Genomic DNA, 16,326 nt, shown 5'->3' with positions numbered 1-16,326 from the left:
GTGGCGGGGCGGTCGTCGGAGCGCCCTTGACCTGCTGTTCGACGTACCGTCCCCACTGTGGATACCCCTCGCCCTGGCCGCCGCGGCCGACGCCCAGCCCTCGAACCGGAGGTGGAGAAGAGGCTGCTGGACGCGGTGCGCGCCGGCGTGCCGGTGAGCGATGCAGCGCCGATGGCCGGCGTGCATGCCAGCACGGTGTACCGGTGGCTGGAGCGGGGGGAGCAGGAGCAGCAGCGCATCGAGGCCGGCCAGCGGGCGAGGGCTGGGGAGCGGCAGTTTCGCGAGTTTCGCGACAGGTTCATGCGCGCGCGTAGCGAGGGCAAGGCGCAGCTGGTGCTGCTGGTGCGGAAGGCGGCGCAGGGCGGGCACGTGCTGCGGGAGCGGACCCGGATGGTGCGTGACCCGGAGACGGGCCAGCAGGTGGTTCAGACGGAGCGGGACTTCGCGCAGCCGGACTGGCGGGCGGCGCAGTTCCTCCTGGCGTGCCTCGCGCCGGAGTCGTTCGGCCGCGCGGCGCAGGCCCGGATCGAGGTGGCGCCCGCGGGTGGTGGGGTGCTGCCGGCTCCGGGTGGGGTGGGTGAGGGCATCGATCGGCTGGCTGCCCGGCTGGCTCAGATCCGCGGGGAGTTCGCTGCGGAGCTGGAGGAGGACGCGCAGGTCGTCGACGCCGAGCTCATCGAGGGTCCTGAGTCCTGATTGCCCAAGTATCGTGCTTTCTACGGATGTTGTCATGTTTTGCTGTGGTTGGTGAGTGTGGGTGCAGTCGGGCCGCAGGGGCCCGGGGGGATGGGAGTAGCCCGCATGGCCAGCAAGGACGTCGAGTTGGGGCGCCAGGCCGCCGAGGTCGCCGACCGGGTGGTGAGTGAGATGCGGTCGGCGGACAGCGTGCTGCGAGCGGCAGGCCTCGGTGACCTTCCGGACCACGCGATCAACGGGGGGATGCTGCTGAGCGCCCTCCCGCAGGACGTCCTGAACTTGGCCCAGGTGCGGCAGATGACGACGCTCGGAGCGACCTGGAGGCTGTGGGGCCGCGCGAAGAATGTCTACGCGATGCACCCCGACATGGTGTCGGAGCTGTGGTCGTACAGCGTCGGCCAGCTGCCCGGGGAGCTGTTCCGCAACCTGCGGCACCCGAACCCGGCCGTGGTCTTCGCGCAGCCGCCGATCATCACGCTGACTGCGGGCGGGCATGGCCGTTTGCTCGCGATCTTCTTCTGCGGGCGGCTGAGCGGCGATCGGCTCCTGTGCCTGACCTCCGACGGACGCATGGGGGAGATCGCAGTGATCGCGATCGCCGAGCCGCTCGCGGAGGACGGCACGCCGCTGCCGCCCCCGGATGGAGCCCGTGTCGCGCCGCTCGAGTACATCCACTGCACGATCCCGGTCGAGGCCGGCGCGCGGTTCACCGCCGGGGATCTCGCAGGCCGCCTCGCTCGGAAGGCTGGCCTCGACGAGCCGACGGACGGTCACCGCGACGTCGTCACCCGCGTTCTGCAGATCGCCGTGTACCTGTGCTCCTCGAAGGCAGAGATCGCGCTCCCGCCTGCTCCTCGCAGCAAGGTCGCCAAACGCGGCAGGCAGCGCAAGCCGCGGGAGACGTTCCTGCGGGTCGGCTGGCGGCTCGGCCCGATGCTCAAGGCCGCGCGGTTGCGCGCCCAGGAGACGCGGCGCAGCGGTTCCCATGCGGCCGCCGGGGCGTCCGGTAGGAGGCAGTACCCGCACCAGCGGGGCGGGCACCAGAAGACCGTGTGGAAGGGCCCGGGCCGGACCGTCGCGGACTCGGTCCTGGTGGCCCCGTACTGGGTGTCGCAAGACCTCCTGGATGGCGACGGCGCAGCCCCGGACGGCATCGTGCGACCGGTGCGCTGAGCCTGTTGTCCCCGCCGGGCGGTGGTGGGGAAGGTGGCAAGGGCCCGCCCGCGCCGGGCCCTTGCGCACCCCAGACCCCCTAGAGAGAGGCCCGGCGCCCGCAGGGCCGGGGCGGGTCCGCCCCGGCCCGGACCTCGGACGCAGGGAGCCGGCGCGGGTGAGGCCCACCAGTTGCCAGCCCCCACGCGACGGGGGCGCCTTGGAGGAGACCATGACGAAGCCCACCATGCCCGAGCTGCCGCCGGGCCTTGCCGCCCGCCCGATCGACCAGCGGCGCGGCCTACCGATCCCCGCCGTCAACGAGCGGCCCGACGGCACCGCCGACTTCCTGTCGATCAACGGCCAGGCCGCGATCAAGCTGGCCGTCGCAGGCCGATGCTCGCTGTGCACACGCCCGATGTCGGGACTCGCCGCGTTCCTCGGCGGGCCCAAGTCGGCCGAGGCGGGCGGCTACTGCGACCCGCCGATGCACGAGGAGTGCGCGGAAGCCGCCCTGCGGCTGTGCCCGCACATCGCCCGCCAGCACGCCCGCCGCGCCACCGAGCGCCGGATCCCCGAGGGAACCGCGGTGCCCGAGGGGTTCTCCGAGGCCAAGCCCCAGGAGTGGGTGATGGTCCTGGCCGGCAGCTTCGGCGCCGGGCTGATGCCCGCCGAGGGCGGCGGCCTGGTGCCCGTCTTCCTGCTCGCCGACTACGAGCGGACGCGCCGATTCGTCTACGAGGACGGCGTGTTGGTCGAGAAGTCCGGCAGCTGACGGCGCGACCTTAACGACGGCCCCGGCATAGCTTCCCCGGCACATCAACCACCCCACCTGGGAGGACACCGTGCCGACCAACCAGAAGAGCCACTGTCGGGCCGCGTACGGGCGGGAGGCGGGCCGATGAAGCTCGTCTCCCGCTCCGAGTGGGGCGCAGCCGACCCCACCGGCTCCTACACGCGCATCAGCTCCACCCGGGGCGTGAAGATCCACTACGAGGGCTCCCCGGTCCCGGACGCCCTGCTGGGCGACCACGGCCGGTGCGCCGGCCACGTCCGCGCGATCCAGGCCTCGCACATGGCGAACACCTCGGAGGGCTGGATCGACATCGCGTACTCGTTCGTCGTCTGCCCGCACGGCTACGTCCACGAGGGACGCGGGCTCGGTCGCCGGAACGGGGCGAACGGCAACTCGGCACTCAACGCGGGCCACTACGCGGTGTGCGCCATGGTCGGCACCTCCGGTATCACCTCGCCGACCGGCGAGATGCTGGACGGCCTGGTCGATGCCATCGAGTACTGCCGAAGCGAGGGCGGCGCCGGCGGCGAGGTCCGGGGTCACCGGGACGGCTACGCCACGGACTGCCCCGGCGACGACCTGTACGCGTGGATCCAGCAGGGCGCGCCCAGGCCCGCGGGCGGCGGAGGCGGCGGTGGGACGGTGCCGCAGCCCTCCGGCGACGGCGCCGGCATCTACACGGTGCAGCCGGGCGACACCCTCAGCACCCTCGCCGGCCGCTTCGAGACCAGCGTGACGCAGCTCGTCACCCTCAACGGCATCTCCGACCCCGACCTGATCCAGGTGGGCCAGCAGCTCCAGATCCCGGCCCCGCCGTTCCCGGGCCGCCAGTTCTTCGTCCTGGGTGCGCACAGCCCCTACGCCAAGCAGCTGCAGACCTGGCTCCAGGCCGGCGACTGGGGGCCGGCGTACCGGGTCGGGCCGAGCGAGGACATGGAGCCGCTGGACCTGGAGAAGGTGGCCGCGCTCCAGGGGCACTACATCGACGATCTTGGGCCGGCTGACGGGCTGACGGGGCCTGTGACGTGGCTGTACGCCTACCAGACAGCTCACGGCCTGCGTGCGCGATAGGTCTCCAACTCGGCTGTGGGGTGGGTGCTTTGAGTGCCCACCCCGCACCCAGAGTTACCAGAGTCTAGTTATTTGACTCAGGTCTGTTATGTGCGAGGCTGGTCCTGCCAGCCGGGGAAACGCGAAGCCCCGGCCCAACGCACAAGGAGTCACAGCCCCATGACCGACACCACCGCCACCGAGGCCAACGCTCAGAGCGAGACCGGCACCCGCCCGGCCGCCAAGCGCCTCGACAAGCGGACCGTGGTCGCCCTCGGCCTCGCCGCCGCCGGGTTCGTCGCCGGTTCCGTCGTGATGGGCCGCCCGGCCGCCACCCCGGCCCCGAGCGCCCAGCCCGCCCCGACCAACCTCGTCCCGACCCTGACGGCCGCCCCGGCCCAGCTCAACACCGAGGCCCCCACCCTCCCGGCCCTGCCGACCCAGGTCCCGGCGGCCCCGGCCCTCGCCCCGGCCGTCCCAGCCCTGCCAGTGGCGCCCGCCGTCCCGGCCCCGGGTCTCACCCCTGCCCCGGCCGTCGTCACCCAGACGGCCGAGCAGCCCGCCCCCGTCCCGACCGTCACCGTGACGGTCACCCACGTCCAGACCGCCCCCACCCCGGGGGCGCCCGCCCCGACCAGCGCGCCCACGGTCTGCGCGCCCGCCCCCTCGCCCACCGCGACCGTGAGCCCGTCGGCCAACACCAGCCCCTCGCCCGTCCCGGCCAGCGTCCCGCCCGTGGTGCCCGGTCGCCCGACCGGCCACTGACCGGAACCTGACCGGCCCCGCCCCGCGCGGGGCCGGTCAGGCCCCCACCCCAGGAAGGAACCACCGCCATGCGCGGCCCCGCTCTGTTCGTCGGCTCTCTCCTCGCCGGACTGGTGCTCGGCACCATCAGCGGCGCCGCCGTGGCGCGCACCGCCGACGCCCCCAGCCGGCCGCCCGCCGTCCCCGCGTCCCAGCCCGCCCAGCCCGGCTGCGCCACGCCGCCCGGCCCGGCAAAGCCGGCCGTCACCCCGTCTCAGCCCGCACCGAGCCCGGCCCCGGCACCCGCGCCTCAGCTCGCCGTGTAGCGGGCCCCTACGCCCCGGGCCGGGCGCCGTGACAGCCGACCGGCGCCCGGCCCGGCACCAACCCCAACCCCCATCCCAGCCAGGACAGGAACCCCTTCATGAACGTCAACAAGAAGGCCCTCATCGACCGCGTCACCCCCCAGCTCGGGAGCCGGCGCGCCGCCGCCGAGGCCGTCGAGGTCGTACTCGACACCATCGCCCGCACCCTCGCCGAGGGGAGCTCGGTGTCCGTCACCGGCTTCGGCGTCTTCGAGCCCGCAGAGCGCGCCAGCCGCCTCGCCCGTAATCCCCAGACCGGCGACAGGGTCACGATCCCCGCGCGTCGCGTGCCCTGCTTCCGCCCCCACCAGCGCCTCAAGGACCTCACGGATGGCCGGCGTCCTCTCCCGACGGCCGGCAGCTCGATCCGCAAGGACCCCAAGGGCACCCACATGGCGCGGGACGCGGCGTGAACCTCGCCGACCGCCTGGCCGCCCTGTTCGAGCAGTTCCACCCGGCGCCGCCCACCCCGTACGTGCTGCGCCGTGACGTGGATGTGTCCGGGGTCTCGGGCACCGGAACGGTCGCCGAGGGCTGCTACTTCTCGGCCGCTGCGGGCTCCGCCGCGGTCACCCGCTGGAGGGGAGAGTGGGGCTCGACCGTCGCGTGGGACCGCGCGAAGGGCGTCGAGGCGGTTCACGGGTACGGCGGGGCGACCCGCGTAGTCGAGGTGCCGGTGCCGGCCATGATGGCGGCCCTGACCTCGATCCTTTCCCTCGGCGCGCAGCGCGGCGAGGACCCGTGGTCGGACGGCTGGAACGAGGCGCTTAGGACGGTCTGTGGACTCGTCGAAGCGGCGCTCGGCGCGCACCTGCCGGTCGCTCCCGACGGTGCCGGGCCTGCCGAACCTCACTAGAACAGACTCGGGTAAGCATAATTGACCTGAGTCTGTTATTGGTGGAGGCTGGTACTGCCAGCCGGGGCCAGCGAACCCCGGCCCAACCAAGGAGCCAACATGCCGCGCGTCAACCACGGAGACGCCCTCACCAAGATCCGCCCGCTCGTGGGCGGCGCCGTCTCGGGCATCAAGCAGGTGTGCCGGGTCGGGGACGTCATCCTTGTCGCCTCCCTGGCGGAGGCCATCCGCGACGAGTGGTACGACGGCATCACCGTCCGGGTGCTCTCCCACCGCGCCGGAGAGCTGGACGTCAACCACTTCCGGTTCGCTGACCACGGAACCCTTCCGCACCACGGCGGCGGCATGCTCACCGCCTACAACGCGCACCTCCTGGACGAGCCCGGGGCACTGGAGCCCCATGGTCTGCGAGACGCCATTGGCCGGTACATCGCCAGCATCTGCTGACAGGCCGCCGGGGCCCGCCGCACGGACTGCGGCGAGCCCCGGCGACACGCCAGGCCGGAATCCTCCGGCCCCCACAGCCAGCAGCCACACAGGGGGACACGACATGGCCGGCTTCCCGGTCCGATACCGCGGCAGCATCACCGAACTTCACGGACTCACCTTCACCGCCACCGTGCACGACTGCGACGACGACCACGGCCAGGACATCACCGGCCGCGACGAGGGATGCCACACCCTCGTGGGAGAGACCGGCCGGTCCCTCGCCCACGTGCGGCGCAGCAGCATCACCCCGATCGCGCCCGACGGCGACGACCTCCACCGGGCCGCCCGGGACGGCGACTGGATCCACCTGCCCAACCTGGGCGAGGTCCGATTCGCCTACCAGGAATCCGGCCCCACCCGCCGGACCCGATGGATCCACTACTACGCATGCTCCGGCCGCCGCTGGAGCATCTCCGCACGCCTCGTCTCCATCTACACCGCCTCCGACACGCGCACCCGCTACACCACGCCCCAAGAGCGGCATGCCTGGCAGCTGCGCATGGCACTGGACGAGCTCGCCGACACCTACGCCCACCCCCACCAGCGGCGGATCTTCGAGGAGCAAGCCGACCTTGTCGAACGCCTCACCCAGCAGCAGGAGCTCAACGCCGCCGACGCGGCCGGACCGGGCAGGTGACCCGTGAGCACCCAGATGTGGATCGGCCGCATCGCCAGCAGCCCCGAACTTCACAGCATGCCAGACAGCCCCGTCCAGAACGTCACGTTCACCCTCGAGGAGCGCCCCGCCCTGGCCGAACGCGGCAAGCGCCGGCCCGCCGCTCCTGCGGTGCGTCGCCTGGCGCGGCCTGGCCCAGCTGATCGCCGATACCTTCAGGACGGGCGACCGCGTGATCGTGATCGGCACCCTGCGCCAGCGCACCGGTCGCGCCACGGCCGCCGTCGAACTCGAGGTGTCCGACATCGGAGCGCTGCTCCGCGAAGGCGCGCCCTTCATGCGCGCGCCGGCCATCCCCGGCGAGCCGGACTGAACCGCGAGCGCCCCTCGCACCGCCCTCCGGCCGCCTGATAGACATGACGTCTTACCCCGTCCGGGAAGCCGGACCATCACGCGAGGAGCATCATGAGCGGCAGGAAGCCGAGCACGAAGCTGGCCGGCGCCGCCACGGCCCTCAAGGAGGCGGTCAAGGCCCTCGAGGACGCAGGCCTCACCCACGTCGAGATCATGGAAGCCCTGCGCGAGCCCCTGGCCGAGGTCGACTCGACGCTGACCGACATGCGCAGGCTGCGCCGCGAGGCCGTCGTGGCCGCCTACCCGGACCGCACCCGCACCGTCTACGAGCTGTCCGAGGCGTCGGGGCTGGAGTCCGCCCTGATCACCCGCTATGCGAAGGAAGCCGGCCTGGAGCTGCGCAACCGCAAGCGCGGCCAGTAACCGCTACCGCTTGGGACACGACTGCTCTTGAGTTAGCTCGAGAGCGGTGACGAAAACCTGTCCGATCGAAAAATCGGGCGGGATCCTCGTCGTTTCAGGAAGCGTTCGATGCCTGTTCGGGTGGTGGGATGGCGGTGCATCGGGTTTGCTGACCTGTTGAGCACGCGCTTGTCCGTTGTCGACACATGCGAACTGGCCCTGGCTGCCCGGCGCTGGTGGCCGTGATGTGCGGCCGTGGTGCGGACCGATCAGAGGTTGGCCGGCGGATGTCGCCCGATGTCGAGCGGCGCAGGAACGTGCGGTCGGCCGCACCGGAAGAGCCTGAACGGACTCGACGTCAGCGTCGGTAAGCCGGCTGTCGGTGCGTTCGTAAAGCGAGGTCTCCAGGAGGTCCAGGTTTCCGAGTCTGCGAAGCCCATCCAGCCCTCCCTACCCTCTCCGCACACCACCTCGACGGTGGGAACCATGCGCCCTGCGCCCGATCATCTACAGCACCACTGGCAGCCTCCCGAAGCGCGCGCAGCCGCTCAGTCCGTGGCCACGGCACCCGAGCCGCGTCCGAGTCGAGGACTTGGATCCAGCATGGTTCGACTGACATTAGCTCTGTGTCGTCGGTTCTCAGAAAGACCATCGCTCTTGCCCAACTCCCTGCCTGAAGACGGAAGGAGCTGGCAGGATGATCCGTCTGGGGAGGGACGCACCGGCAGCGGTGCTGAGCAAGGAGCAGCGCGTGGGGTCTCAGCAGATGATCAATCATCGTTTCTTGCTGCTCCCTCAGGATCCGCGACTAGGCGGTCTGTCTGAGGTCCGCAAGGCGGTCGACACCAGTGGCGCCTCCGGAGATTACGCTGCTGTCAAGCTGCTCAAGCAGCGTGATGACGAGGTCATTAAGATCTTCCTGGAGCGTGAGACCAGCTCACTGAAGGCGCTGCGGCACCCGAACATCGTCCGGATGCTCGACTCGGGCTGGGATTCCGACCTTGGCCGGTACTTCATCGCGCTGGAATGGGTTGATCGTAGCCTCAAGGACGACATGGCTGTCGGCAGACCCATCGGCTGGTCGTCGTTCTTCACTCGCATCGGCAAGCCTCTCGCGGCAGCTCTGGCCTATGCGCACTCGCAGAAGATCGAGCACCGGGACCTCAAACCGGGCAACGTCCTGCTGACGGAGGATGGCACGCCCAAGCTGGCCGACTTCGGTATCGCCAAGATCCGGTCCAAGGCGTCCGCCGTCACCGACGAGACGGTGGCGGAGTTCCGCTCCAACCTGTACGCGCCGCCCGAACAGGAAGACGCGATCCCCTACGTCCGGGACGTCTACGGATACGGGGTCCTAGCCATCCAGGTCCTATCCGGTGGTAGGGCGAGCGACTATCCGGACCTCGCCGAGGTCCTGGCCGAGCTGGATCTGGACACCGAGGTACGATCCATCCTGCAGTCCTGCGTCGACTTCGACCCCAAGAAGCGCCCCGCGAACGCCGCCGTGCTCGAGCAGCGCCTACTTGACGCTGAGCAGGCATGCAGCAACCAGCAGGCCCGCCAGAGTAACTTCGTATGGCTCAAGCTGACCCGCCGTGCGGCAGAGATCCTCAGCGAGGTCCCCGCCGGCACGGATCCAGACTGGGACGTTGCCAAGTCCGCAGTTCTCGCTGATCTGGCCGGTGCCGTCCACGCCGACTACGGGCACAACCCGAAAACAGATGAGATCGACAAGGCCACCCTGCGCATCTTCGGGCGCTCCTGGTTCCTCCGGCTCGTCGAAGACGAGCACCAGCGCGACCGGTGCGTGATCGTTGCGGCCGACGCCAGGGGAGAAGAATGGATGGCCAAGCGGCGTGAGCGATCCGTACCGATTGGCCCGGTCCTCACCTGGACCTTCGACGATCCCGGCGAGGATCCCGCCTACGATGGCCTGACCCTTCTCCTTGACCGCTTGGAGGAACATCTCGCGCAACGCGAGGAAGCGGCCAAGGCCAGTAGGGACCAACACCTTGGCGACCTATTCGACGGCTGGCGCCGACTGCTCGAAGCTCGCGAAGAAGTCGCTGCCGATGGCCGGCAAAACATCGACTACGAGCGCGTCACCGGAAGCGGCCGCACCCGAGTCTTCCACCTGACCATGCCCACCACCACCACCCTGGTCGGCGAGGAATGGTCGGTTGCCCCCAACTCCTACACCCGGCCCTTCGATCGCGGCGAGGTCACCGCGCAGACCGATGACACTCTCGTCATCCGATTTCGACGCCCGGATACCGTGCTTCCCGGCCGCGGCGTCCTGCTGCCGTTCCTCGGCCCCAGCCAGAGCGCTCTGAACCGGCAGCGCGAGGCCCTGACCAACGTCTCCGCGGGCCAGACTACGAACCCGGCTCTGCGCGAGATCATCGACAACCCCGCCACCATTGAGGTCCGGCCGCCTGCCGAGGTCACGCGCTGGTCCCGCACTGACCTTGACAAGAGCAAGCGTGAGGTCGTCGCCCACGCGCTGGGCAGCCAGGACATGCTCCTGGTCGAAGGCCCTCCGGGAACAGGAAAGACGACCGTCATCGCGGAGATCGTCGAGCAGACCCTCAAGCGCGATCACCACGCCCGCATCCTCATCGTCAGCCAGACCCACATTGCCATCGACAATGCCCTGCGCCGCATCGCAGACGCCGGCATCGAAGGGCTGGTCCGCCTTGGCCGCCCCGACGACCCACGCGTCGCCGCAAGCGTGCAGCAACTCCTCCTCGACAAGCAGGTCAAACGCTGGACCCAGCAGGTCCGGACCCGGGCCGAGCGCTACCTGGATGGCATCGCCTCCCGGAATAGCCTGGAAGGACGGCACCTCAAGGCCGCCCTCACGCTGGAGGAACTGGCGTCCGTCGCTGCCAACCTCGACCACGTCAGTCGCAAGCTAGAGGAACTCGCCAGCCAGCCAGCCCCCGACCGCACCACCTCCGCCCGTGAACTCGGTGAGGAAGTCGTCACCGTACGAGCCCGCCGCGACCAGCTCATCGAACAGCGCCATGAGCTCTTTACCGAAGCTCAGCGCATGCTCGCCGGAGAGCTAACCCTTCGCGAAGACCTCAGCACTGCCGACGCGCGTGATGCGGTCGAAGCGCTCCTTGGTACCTCTGGCCCCGGCCAGGAACTCATGCGACTGCTCCGGCTTCAAGGTGAATGGCTCCAGCGCATTGGAACCGACCAGAACCTGATCACTGCGTTCCTACGCACACGCCAGGTCGTCGCTGGCACCGCACTGGGCTTCCTTGGTCACCCTGCCGCCCGTGACCTGGAATTCGATCTGTGCATCTTCGACGAAGCATCCAAAGCCACCGCCACCGAAGCCCTCGTTCCCCTCGCCAGGGCCAAGCGATGGGTATTGGTTGGGGATACCGCACAGCTTCCCCCGGTCGATGAGGACCTGCTCCGCAACCCCAAGATCATGGCCGACCACCAGCTCATCCCCGAGCTGGTCACCACCACGCTCTTCGAGTACCTCGTCCGCAACACCGAGCCCCCGGTCAGGCACATGCTGCTTGAGCAGTACCGCATGACGCCGGCCATTGGGAAGATGATTTCCACCTGCTTCTACGACAAGAAGCTCCTCTCCCTCAACGACCACACGCTGGCCGGCTACGAGGTAATCGGCAAGCCCGTCATGTGGCTCGACACCTCGAAGCTGGCCGACCGCCGCGAGTCCGAGCGCAGTGCTACCCAGACCAGCATCTCCAACCGCACCGAAGCCCAGCTAGCCATCCGCCGCCTGGAAGTCATCGACCAGGCCGTAGCCAAGGGCGTTATCAAGGTCCCTGCAAGTGGCAAACTCGATGTCCTGGTTATCGCACCCTACGGCCGCCAGGTCGAAGAGCTGACCCGTCGCCTGGCCTCGGCCAAGCTCAAATACCTCACCGCCGAAGTCCTCTCCGTGGACGCCGTTCAAGGCCGCGAATGCGACCTCGCGGTCTTTTCCGTCACGCGAAGCAACGCCCGCTCCGAGTTCGGCTTCCTGGGCCAGCCGTACTGGCGGCGCATCAACGTGGCTCTCTCCCGAGCCCGCTTCGGCCTCACCATCGTCGGTGACGCAGCGTTCTGTCGTAGCACGCCCGGCGCGCTACGCGACGTACTCGACTACATGCGCCACCACCCGGAGGAGTGCGAGATCCGCGATGCCTGACTTCAGCCCCGACAGCCTCCTTGCCGTCCGTTTCAGCGATGCCCGATCCGGCCTGGAACTCGTAGCCATCGTCGACGCCGGCCTGCCCGTTGCCCTCATCACGGCCGATGTCCTCGCGCAGGACCGGAAGCGGCTGCCCTTGCTCGACGAGTTCGTCCTGCGGCTTGTGAACAACAAGGTCACCACTGAGCAGGCCATCACCGGCCTCCTGGGCGTGCCCGAGCGCATGGTCACCCAGGTCGTGGCCCAGCACTTCTCGGACGACTACCTCACCTACGCGCTCCCCCGGCCAGGAGCTGACCCTGCCTACAGGAACCTGCGCCTGACAGGACGAGGAGAGCAGACCGCCCGCGAACTGGCCGCCATCACCCCCGTGCGCGTTGAGCAACCGCTCGTCTACGACCAGCTCCTGTGGAAAGCCAGACCCTATGATCGGCACACTGTGATCCCCCGTGGTCAGGCCGACGAACACGACATGATTCTCCTGCCTGCGGCCAAGAGCGGTCCGGTCGAGTCGGGCGACATATCGGCTGCAGACATCAACGCCCTATTGAGGGAACGCGGCAACAACGACCGTGAAGTCCTCCAGGTCAGAGGCCTCACCCAGGCCAAGGCCCGAAGGGTGATGCCGGCCAAGATCCTCGTCTACGCGAACCCCGATCGCACCGACATCGAACTGGGCGTCGTCGTCGACGGTGAACTCAGTCACGCGCACGAGCTCGCACTAATCGCGGCCGGTGGGGCGAAGGCGCTTGGCATCACGGTGGAACCCGCGCCCGAGCGGCCGATCCTCGAGCCCGAACTCGAACAGGTCCGTGTCCCCCTCACGGAGGTCACCCAGCAGCGTGCCGAGCGGGCTGCGGTGCAGCTCAGTTCGTCGGGTCCGCTGTCCGATGTAGTCTCCGAGTCCGCACCGATGGAGCCAGAGATTCGGGCGATCGGAGTGTTCGAGCACCCCGACATCCTCGACGAGGCACTCACCCACGCTCGGACCCGGATCCTGATCATCTCGCCGTGGATCAAGAAGGCGATCATCACCACTGAGTTCCTCGGTAAGCTCGAGACGCGTCTGAACCGCGGGGTCAAGGTGAACATTGCCTATGGCTATGAGGAGAACGATACGAAGTCGGATCCGATCGCCATCCGTCGGCTCGAGAATCTAGCCGCGCGCTACCCCGACAAGTTCGAGTTCTCGCGCCTCAAGAGCACGCATGCCAAGGTCCTGGTTTTCGACGACGTGTGGGTGACCACGAGCTTCAACTGGCTTTCCTTCAAGGGCGATCGCAACCGCACCTACCGTATGGAGGAGGGCAGCCTCATCTGCGATAAGAAGCACGCGGACGCCAAGTATCAGCGCTACCTCGATCTGATCGGACAGCAACGTCAGTAGGGGAAGCGCTGTGCCGTCGTCTGCGTGTAGCCCGGACCCAATACCCTCGTCAGGGCTGATCCGCGGCGCCTACATCGGGTCGGATGCCTTCCGGGTCGGCCATGATGTCCATCAGGGAGAGCGCGGGGAAGAAGCCATGCTCTCGCCGCTCGTTGACGCCGGAGTTCAACGCCGCGATCGTCGAGCTGTGCCACCGCGGCGACCGGTCCGCCGGTCTGGTCGCCGAGCGCTTCGACCTGACGGAGAGAGCCGTGCAGGAATGGTGTAGCCGGCCGAGGTCGACGCCGGCAAGCGGGATGGCCTGACCAGCGACGAACGTGAGGAACTGGCCCGACTGCGACGGGAGAGCCTCTTGCAGGAGGACGTGGAGATCCACCGACACTGCATGCCCTCCCACCGCAACACCAGCCGTGGGGTTCCTCCGGGCGAACGTGCGCAGCATTCGCGCTGTCGTCCAGCCGCATCACCTTCAAGGCGCCAACCGGGCGACGGGGCGCGTCCCGTTGGGCCATCCACGGCTCCAGCGACTCGTCATCCACCAGCCGCGCTCGTTTCCTTGCAGCGCGGAGCCGTGGGCCGAGAGGCCGATGCCGGCGTGCCAGTACGTCGCCGAGCCCGCCAGGGCGGAGGCTCTATGAGGACGGGCCGAGTCCTTCAGTCAACGGCCCGTCAGGTCGAGCCGGTGGAACGCGTTCCCAGCCGTATGGGCCCTGGCCTGGCGGGACCTGTGGCAGGCTGTCGCCAATCGCGGTGGAAAGCGGGAGGGCGGGTGGCGGAGCTGAGCTTCACGCCTTGTGTGACGTGTCTCGAGATCGCCGCTGATTGGCGCCGCCCGCTCTCCCTTGCCGAGGACATCAGCCCGGCCGAACTGGAGGCGAACCCGATCGCCTTGGTGAGTCGGGACAGCGTCCTCGCCCTGTACGGCCTCCACCTTCACACCGCCCATCCTGATGCCGTGCCGCCTGTGCCGCAGCTGGCCGGGTGCCAGACCTGCTGGACCCTGGTGGCCTACGTTGAGGAACACGGTTCCGGCGCGGCGCAGCGAGGCGTCACCGTCGGCCACGCCCTACGCCAGCACCTCCTCGGGCACCTCGTCGAGGTCCTGCTGGTCTAGCCGCTCCAGGCACCACCCGGCTGACTCCTGGCATGCGGGAACGCCTCCTCGCCGGAGGTGGCATCAGTGTGCCCGGAGGGCCGCACCGTGCCCTGCTTGCCGCTCCGCGAGGGCATCGGGCGCTCCCTCAGCGCACCTGCCAGGTAGGCAAGTTGGCTCACCTTGGGGTGTGCCCAAGGGCGAGCCTCCGCGTCTAGACTTGAGTCAAGAAAGCGGACGGAAGTCCGAAAGGTTGCCAGTCCGGGCCGCGAACCCGGACCCACACCACACAGGAGACCCAGCCATGCGACAGAGCGACGTCATCACCGGCCGCGCCGACCTCGGAGCCATCGACAACACCACCGGCGAGGCCGCGTTCTACTCCCACCGCCAGCCCGCCTGGCACGGCCTCGGCACGGTGACCGAGGAGGCCAAGACCAGCGAGGAGGTCCTGCACCTCGCCAAGCTGGACTGGCAGGTCGAGAAGCGCCCGCTGCTCTCCATGCACAAGGGCAAGCTCGGCAAGAAGATCCCCAACCGCTTCGGCACCTTCCGCGACGACACGGGCGACTGGCTCGGCGGCCTGGTCGGCAACACCTGGACCCCCATCCAGAACCGCGAGGCCTTCGCCTTCCTGGACGAGCTGGTCGGCGGCGGCCACGTCACCTATGAGACCGCCGGGGCCCTCGACGGCGGCCGAGTCGTCTTCATGTCCACCATGTCCCCGAGCATCACCCTCGACCCCGAGGGCGCGGCCGACCGCATCGACCTCTACACGCTGTTTGCCAACAGTCACGACGGCCGCTCCGCCGCCGTCGCCGTCGAGACCCCCATCCGGGCGGTCTGCACCAACACCCTGGACCTCGCGGTCAGCGAGGCGCAGCGCACCTGGAAGATTCGCCACACCTCCGACGCCCTCTCCCAGCTGGAGGAGGCTCGCCGTGCGCTCGGCTTCACCGAGCGGTACGCGGCCGCCTTCGAGGCCGAGGCCACCCAGCTGTTCCAGACCGCGATGACCAACCAGGAGTTCGACAAGCTCATCGCCCAGCTGTGGGGCGCCCCGGCCGAGGGGGCCCGCAAGAACCTGGTCGCCGCCCACCAGGAGCGTCGCGACCGCCTGCACCACCTGTTCGCCGAGGCCGATACCCAGGACAACATCCGAGGCACCCGCTGGGCCGCCCTTCAGGCCGTCATCGAGTTCGACGACTACTTCCGCACCGTCAAGGTGCCCGAGGACCGGACCGAGCAGGAGCACCGCAACAACCTGGCCATGACCGCCCTGCTGCACGACCAGAAGAACGACCTCAAGGACACGGCCAAGAGCCTGCTGCTCGCGGCCTGATCCTCCCCGGCGGCCGGGGGTGCTGCCCCCGGCCGCCACGGCGACCCCTTCACGTCACCCCGGCCGCGCCGACGACCGGCGCGGCCCTCCGCAGCGAGGAAAGCCATGTCCAGGAACACCCCCAACATCCCCCACCCTGCCCACGATGACGCACACGCCAGCGCCCTCGTCCACGACTTCGCCGATGAACTGGCCGCCGGCCACGAAGCCGTGAAGCGGCGCATGCTGCTCCTCCTCGACTCCGCCATGGCCAGCGATGACGCCGCTGGCGCTCTCGAGGACCGGGATGTCGCCCGGCTGCTCCTCGCCGTCCAGAACGGTGCCGTGTTCGACACGGCGACCCAGCACTGCGAGGCCTCGGAGACCGCCCGAGCGGTCCGTCTGTGGACTCGCGCGATCCGGCTATGCGTCGGGCAGCACGAGGACCTGGCCGGCGCCCCGTACGCCCTGCTCGGGCTGGCTCTGCTGCTGGACGGCGACAGCGCGGGTGCCGGCGCCGCTCTCGCCCGCGCGGCCGTCCTGCGGCCGGACCATCCCAGCGCGCTGGCTCCACACGACGGGGCAGTGGGCAGGCATCGACCTTGGCGCCGCAGGCCTGATGCGACGGCACCTGCCCGCTGAGAGGGCCCGCCGGCTGCGCAGCCAGCGCTGACGGCCCGATAGTCCGGCCGGGCAGGCGCCCATGCGTCTGCCCGGCCCGGCGTGGGCCCGCCCGAGAGGGAGTTACCGCCGATTGGTCCGGGCTGGGGTGTGCCCAGCAATCCTGCCCGCAAATAGACTTGAGTCAAGAAAAGAGACGGAAGT

At 69.5% G+C, this 16,326-nt stretch carries 18 protein-coding genes and 1 pseudogene; 17 read left to right on the top strand and 2 right to left on the bottom strand.

The features are described from left to right. Positions 1-111: 111 nt before the first annotated feature. From ACWEQL_RS02040 to ACWEQL_RS01975, 14 genes are all read left to right on the top strand, one after another. Positions 112-696, top strand: coding sequence for a hypothetical protein (locus tag ACWEQL_RS02040; protein ID WP_452148190.1), 585 nt, complete (start codon positions 112-114; stop codon positions 694-696). Between the two features lie 105 nt (positions 697-801). Continuing rightward, complete coding sequence (locus ACWEQL_RS02035; protein ID WP_452148189.1) at positions 802-1,869, top strand: hypothetical protein; 1,068 nt, start codon at positions 802-804, stop codon at positions 1,867-1,869. A 211-nt stretch (positions 1,870-2,080) separates the two neighbouring features. Continuing rightward, positions 2,081-2,623, top strand: a complete 543-nt coding sequence (locus ACWEQL_RS02030; protein WP_452148188.1) for a hypothetical protein — start codon at positions 2,081-2,083, stop codon at positions 2,621-2,623. Positions 2,624-2,749: 126 nt separating this feature from the next. Next, positions 2,750-3,715, top strand: a complete 966-nt coding sequence (locus ACWEQL_RS02025; protein ID WP_452148187.1) for a LysM peptidoglycan-binding domain-containing protein — start codon at positions 2,750-2,752, stop codon at positions 3,713-3,715. 159 nt (positions 3,716-3,874) lie between these two features. Further along, positions 3,875-4,459 (top strand): hypothetical protein, encoded by a 585-nt coding sequence (locus tag ACWEQL_RS02020; protein ID WP_452148186.1) that lies wholly within the window; start codon positions 3,875-3,877, stop codon positions 4,457-4,459. Between the two features lie 68 nt (positions 4,460-4,527). Beyond that, a complete protein-coding gene (locus ACWEQL_RS02015) occupies positions 4,528-4,764 on the top strand; it encodes a hypothetical protein (protein WP_452148185.1) in 237 nt (78 codons plus the stop codon). Between the two features lie 98 nt (positions 4,765-4,862). Continuing rightward, positions 4,863-5,216 (top strand): HU family DNA-binding protein, encoded by a 354-nt coding sequence (locus ACWEQL_RS02010; RefSeq protein WP_452148184.1) that lies wholly within the window; start codon positions 4,863-4,865, stop codon positions 5,214-5,216. Then, on the top strand, positions 5,213-5,659 hold the full coding sequence (locus ACWEQL_RS02005) for a hypothetical protein (protein ID WP_452148183.1): 447 nt from the start codon (positions 5,213-5,215) through the stop codon (positions 5,657-5,659). Before ACWEQL_RS02010 ends, ACWEQL_RS02005 begins: the two co-directional genes overlap by 4 nt. Before the next feature lie 99 nt (positions 5,660-5,758). Then, positions 5,759-6,106, top strand: coding sequence for a hypothetical protein (locus ACWEQL_RS02000; RefSeq protein ID WP_452148182.1), 348 nt, complete (start codon positions 5,759-5,761; stop codon positions 6,104-6,106). A 103-nt stretch (positions 6,107-6,209) separates the two neighbouring features. Next, positions 6,210-6,785 carry a hypothetical protein gene (locus ACWEQL_RS01995; RefSeq protein ID WP_452148181.1) on the top strand — a complete coding sequence of 192 codons (576 nt, stop codon included), beginning with the start codon at positions 6,210-6,212 and terminating at the stop codon, positions 6,783-6,785. Positions 6,786-6,996: 211 nt separating this feature from the next. Further along, the gene (locus ACWEQL_RS01990; RefSeq protein WP_452148180.1) at positions 6,997-7,137 is read left to right on the top strand and encodes a hypothetical protein; all 141 of its coding nucleotides are present in this window, start codon (positions 6,997-6,999) and stop codon (positions 7,135-7,137) included. A gap of 92 nt (positions 7,138-7,229) precedes the next feature. Beyond that, complete coding sequence (locus ACWEQL_RS01985) at positions 7,230-7,541, top strand: hypothetical protein (RefSeq protein WP_452148179.1); 312 nt, start codon at positions 7,230-7,232, stop codon at positions 7,539-7,541. 676 nt (positions 7,542-8,217) lie between these two features. Further along, a complete protein-coding gene (locus tag ACWEQL_RS01980; protein WP_452148178.1) occupies positions 8,218-11,697 on the top strand; it encodes an AAA domain-containing protein in 3,480 nt (1,159 codons plus the stop codon). Next, on the top strand, positions 11,690-13,087 hold the full coding sequence (locus tag ACWEQL_RS01975; RefSeq protein ID WP_452148177.1) for a phospholipase D-like domain-containing protein: 1,398 nt from the start codon (positions 11,690-11,692) through the stop codon (positions 13,085-13,087). Before ACWEQL_RS01980 ends, ACWEQL_RS01975 begins: the two co-directional genes overlap by 8 nt. A gap of 49 nt (positions 13,088-13,136) precedes the next feature. Here the strand turns inward: ACWEQL_RS01975 and ACWEQL_RS01970 are convergent, their stop codons facing one another. After that, positions 13,137-13,463: a hypothetical protein gene (locus ACWEQL_RS01970; protein ID WP_452148240.1), complete on the bottom strand. Its 327-nt coding sequence runs from the start codon at positions 13,461-13,463 to the stop codon at positions 13,137-13,139. 46 nt (positions 13,464-13,509) lie between these two features. Further along, positions 13,510-13,626: pseudogene (locus ACWEQL_RS01965) on the bottom strand (DUF6087 family protein); the annotation flags it as partial. A gap of 257 nt (positions 13,627-13,883) precedes the next feature. Between ACWEQL_RS01965 and ACWEQL_RS01960 the strand changes: the two are divergent. From ACWEQL_RS01960 to ACWEQL_RS01950, 3 genes are all read left to right on the top strand, one after another. After that, positions 13,884-14,201, top strand: coding sequence for a hypothetical protein (locus ACWEQL_RS01960; RefSeq protein WP_452148176.1), 318 nt, complete (start codon positions 13,884-13,886; stop codon positions 14,199-14,201). Between the two features lie 283 nt (positions 14,202-14,484). Then, on the top strand, positions 14,485-15,522 hold the full coding sequence (locus ACWEQL_RS01955; protein WP_452148175.1) for a DUF932 domain-containing protein: 1,038 nt from the start codon (positions 14,485-14,487) through the stop codon (positions 15,520-15,522). Positions 15,523-15,627: 105 nt separating this feature from the next. Further along, entirely contained in the window at positions 15,628-16,143 is a 516-nt protein-coding gene (locus ACWEQL_RS01950; RefSeq protein WP_452148174.1) for a DUF4192 family protein, read from the top strand. Positions 16,144-16,326 lie beyond the last annotated feature (183 nt).

It is taken from the genome of Kitasatospora sp. NPDC004240 (genome assembly GCF_053603215.1).
Note: the sequence above shows the minus strand (reverse complement) of the source record. Positions and strands in the feature narration are given on the sequence as shown.

Bases quoted from the DNA above. Each gene is read 5' to 3' on its own strand.
- ACWEQL_RS01985 (WP_452148179.1), top strand. From the start codon at position 7,230: ATGAGCGGCAGGAAGCCGAGCACGAAGCTGGCCGGCGCCGCCACGGCC.
- ACWEQL_RS01955 (WP_452148175.1), top strand. From the start codon at position 14,485: ATGCGACAGAGCGACGTCATCACCGGCCGCGCCGACCTCGGAGCCATC.
- ACWEQL_RS02015 (WP_452148185.1), top strand. From the start codon at position 4,528: ATGCGCGGCCCCGCTCTGTTCGTCGGCTCTCTCCTCGCCGGACTGGTG.
- ACWEQL_RS01950 (WP_452148174.1), top strand. From the start codon at position 15,628: ATGTCCAGGAACACCCCCAACATCCCCCACCCTGCCCACGATGACGCA.
- ACWEQL_RS02010 (WP_452148184.1), top strand. From the start codon at position 4,863: ATGAACGTCAACAAGAAGGCCCTCATCGACCGCGTCACCCCCCAGCTC.
- ACWEQL_RS02000 (WP_452148182.1), top strand. From the start codon at position 5,759: ATGCCGCGCGTCAACCACGGAGACGCCCTCACCAAGATCCGCCCGCTC.
- ACWEQL_RS01995 (WP_452148181.1), top strand. From the start codon at position 6,210: ATGGCCGGCTTCCCGGTCCGATACCGCGGCAGCATCACCGAACTTCAC.
- ACWEQL_RS02035 (WP_452148189.1), top strand. From the start codon at position 802: ATGGCCAGCAAGGACGTCGAGTTGGGGCGCCAGGCCGCCGAGGTCGCC.
- ACWEQL_RS01975 (WP_452148177.1), top strand. From the start codon at position 11,690: ATGCCTGACTTCAGCCCCGACAGCCTCCTTGCCGTCCGTTTCAGCGAT.
- ACWEQL_RS01980 (WP_452148178.1), top strand. From the start codon at position 8,218: ATGATCCGTCTGGGGAGGGACGCACCGGCAGCGGTGCTGAGCAAGGAG.
- ACWEQL_RS02025 (WP_452148187.1), top strand. From the start codon at position 2,750: ATGAAGCTCGTCTCCCGCTCCGAGTGGGGCGCAGCCGACCCCACCGGC.
- ACWEQL_RS02020 (WP_452148186.1), top strand. From the start codon at position 3,875: ATGACCGACACCACCGCCACCGAGGCCAACGCTCAGAGCGAGACCGGC.
- ACWEQL_RS02030 (WP_452148188.1), top strand. From the start codon at position 2,081: ATGACGAAGCCCACCATGCCCGAGCTGCCGCCGGGCCTTGCCGCCCGC.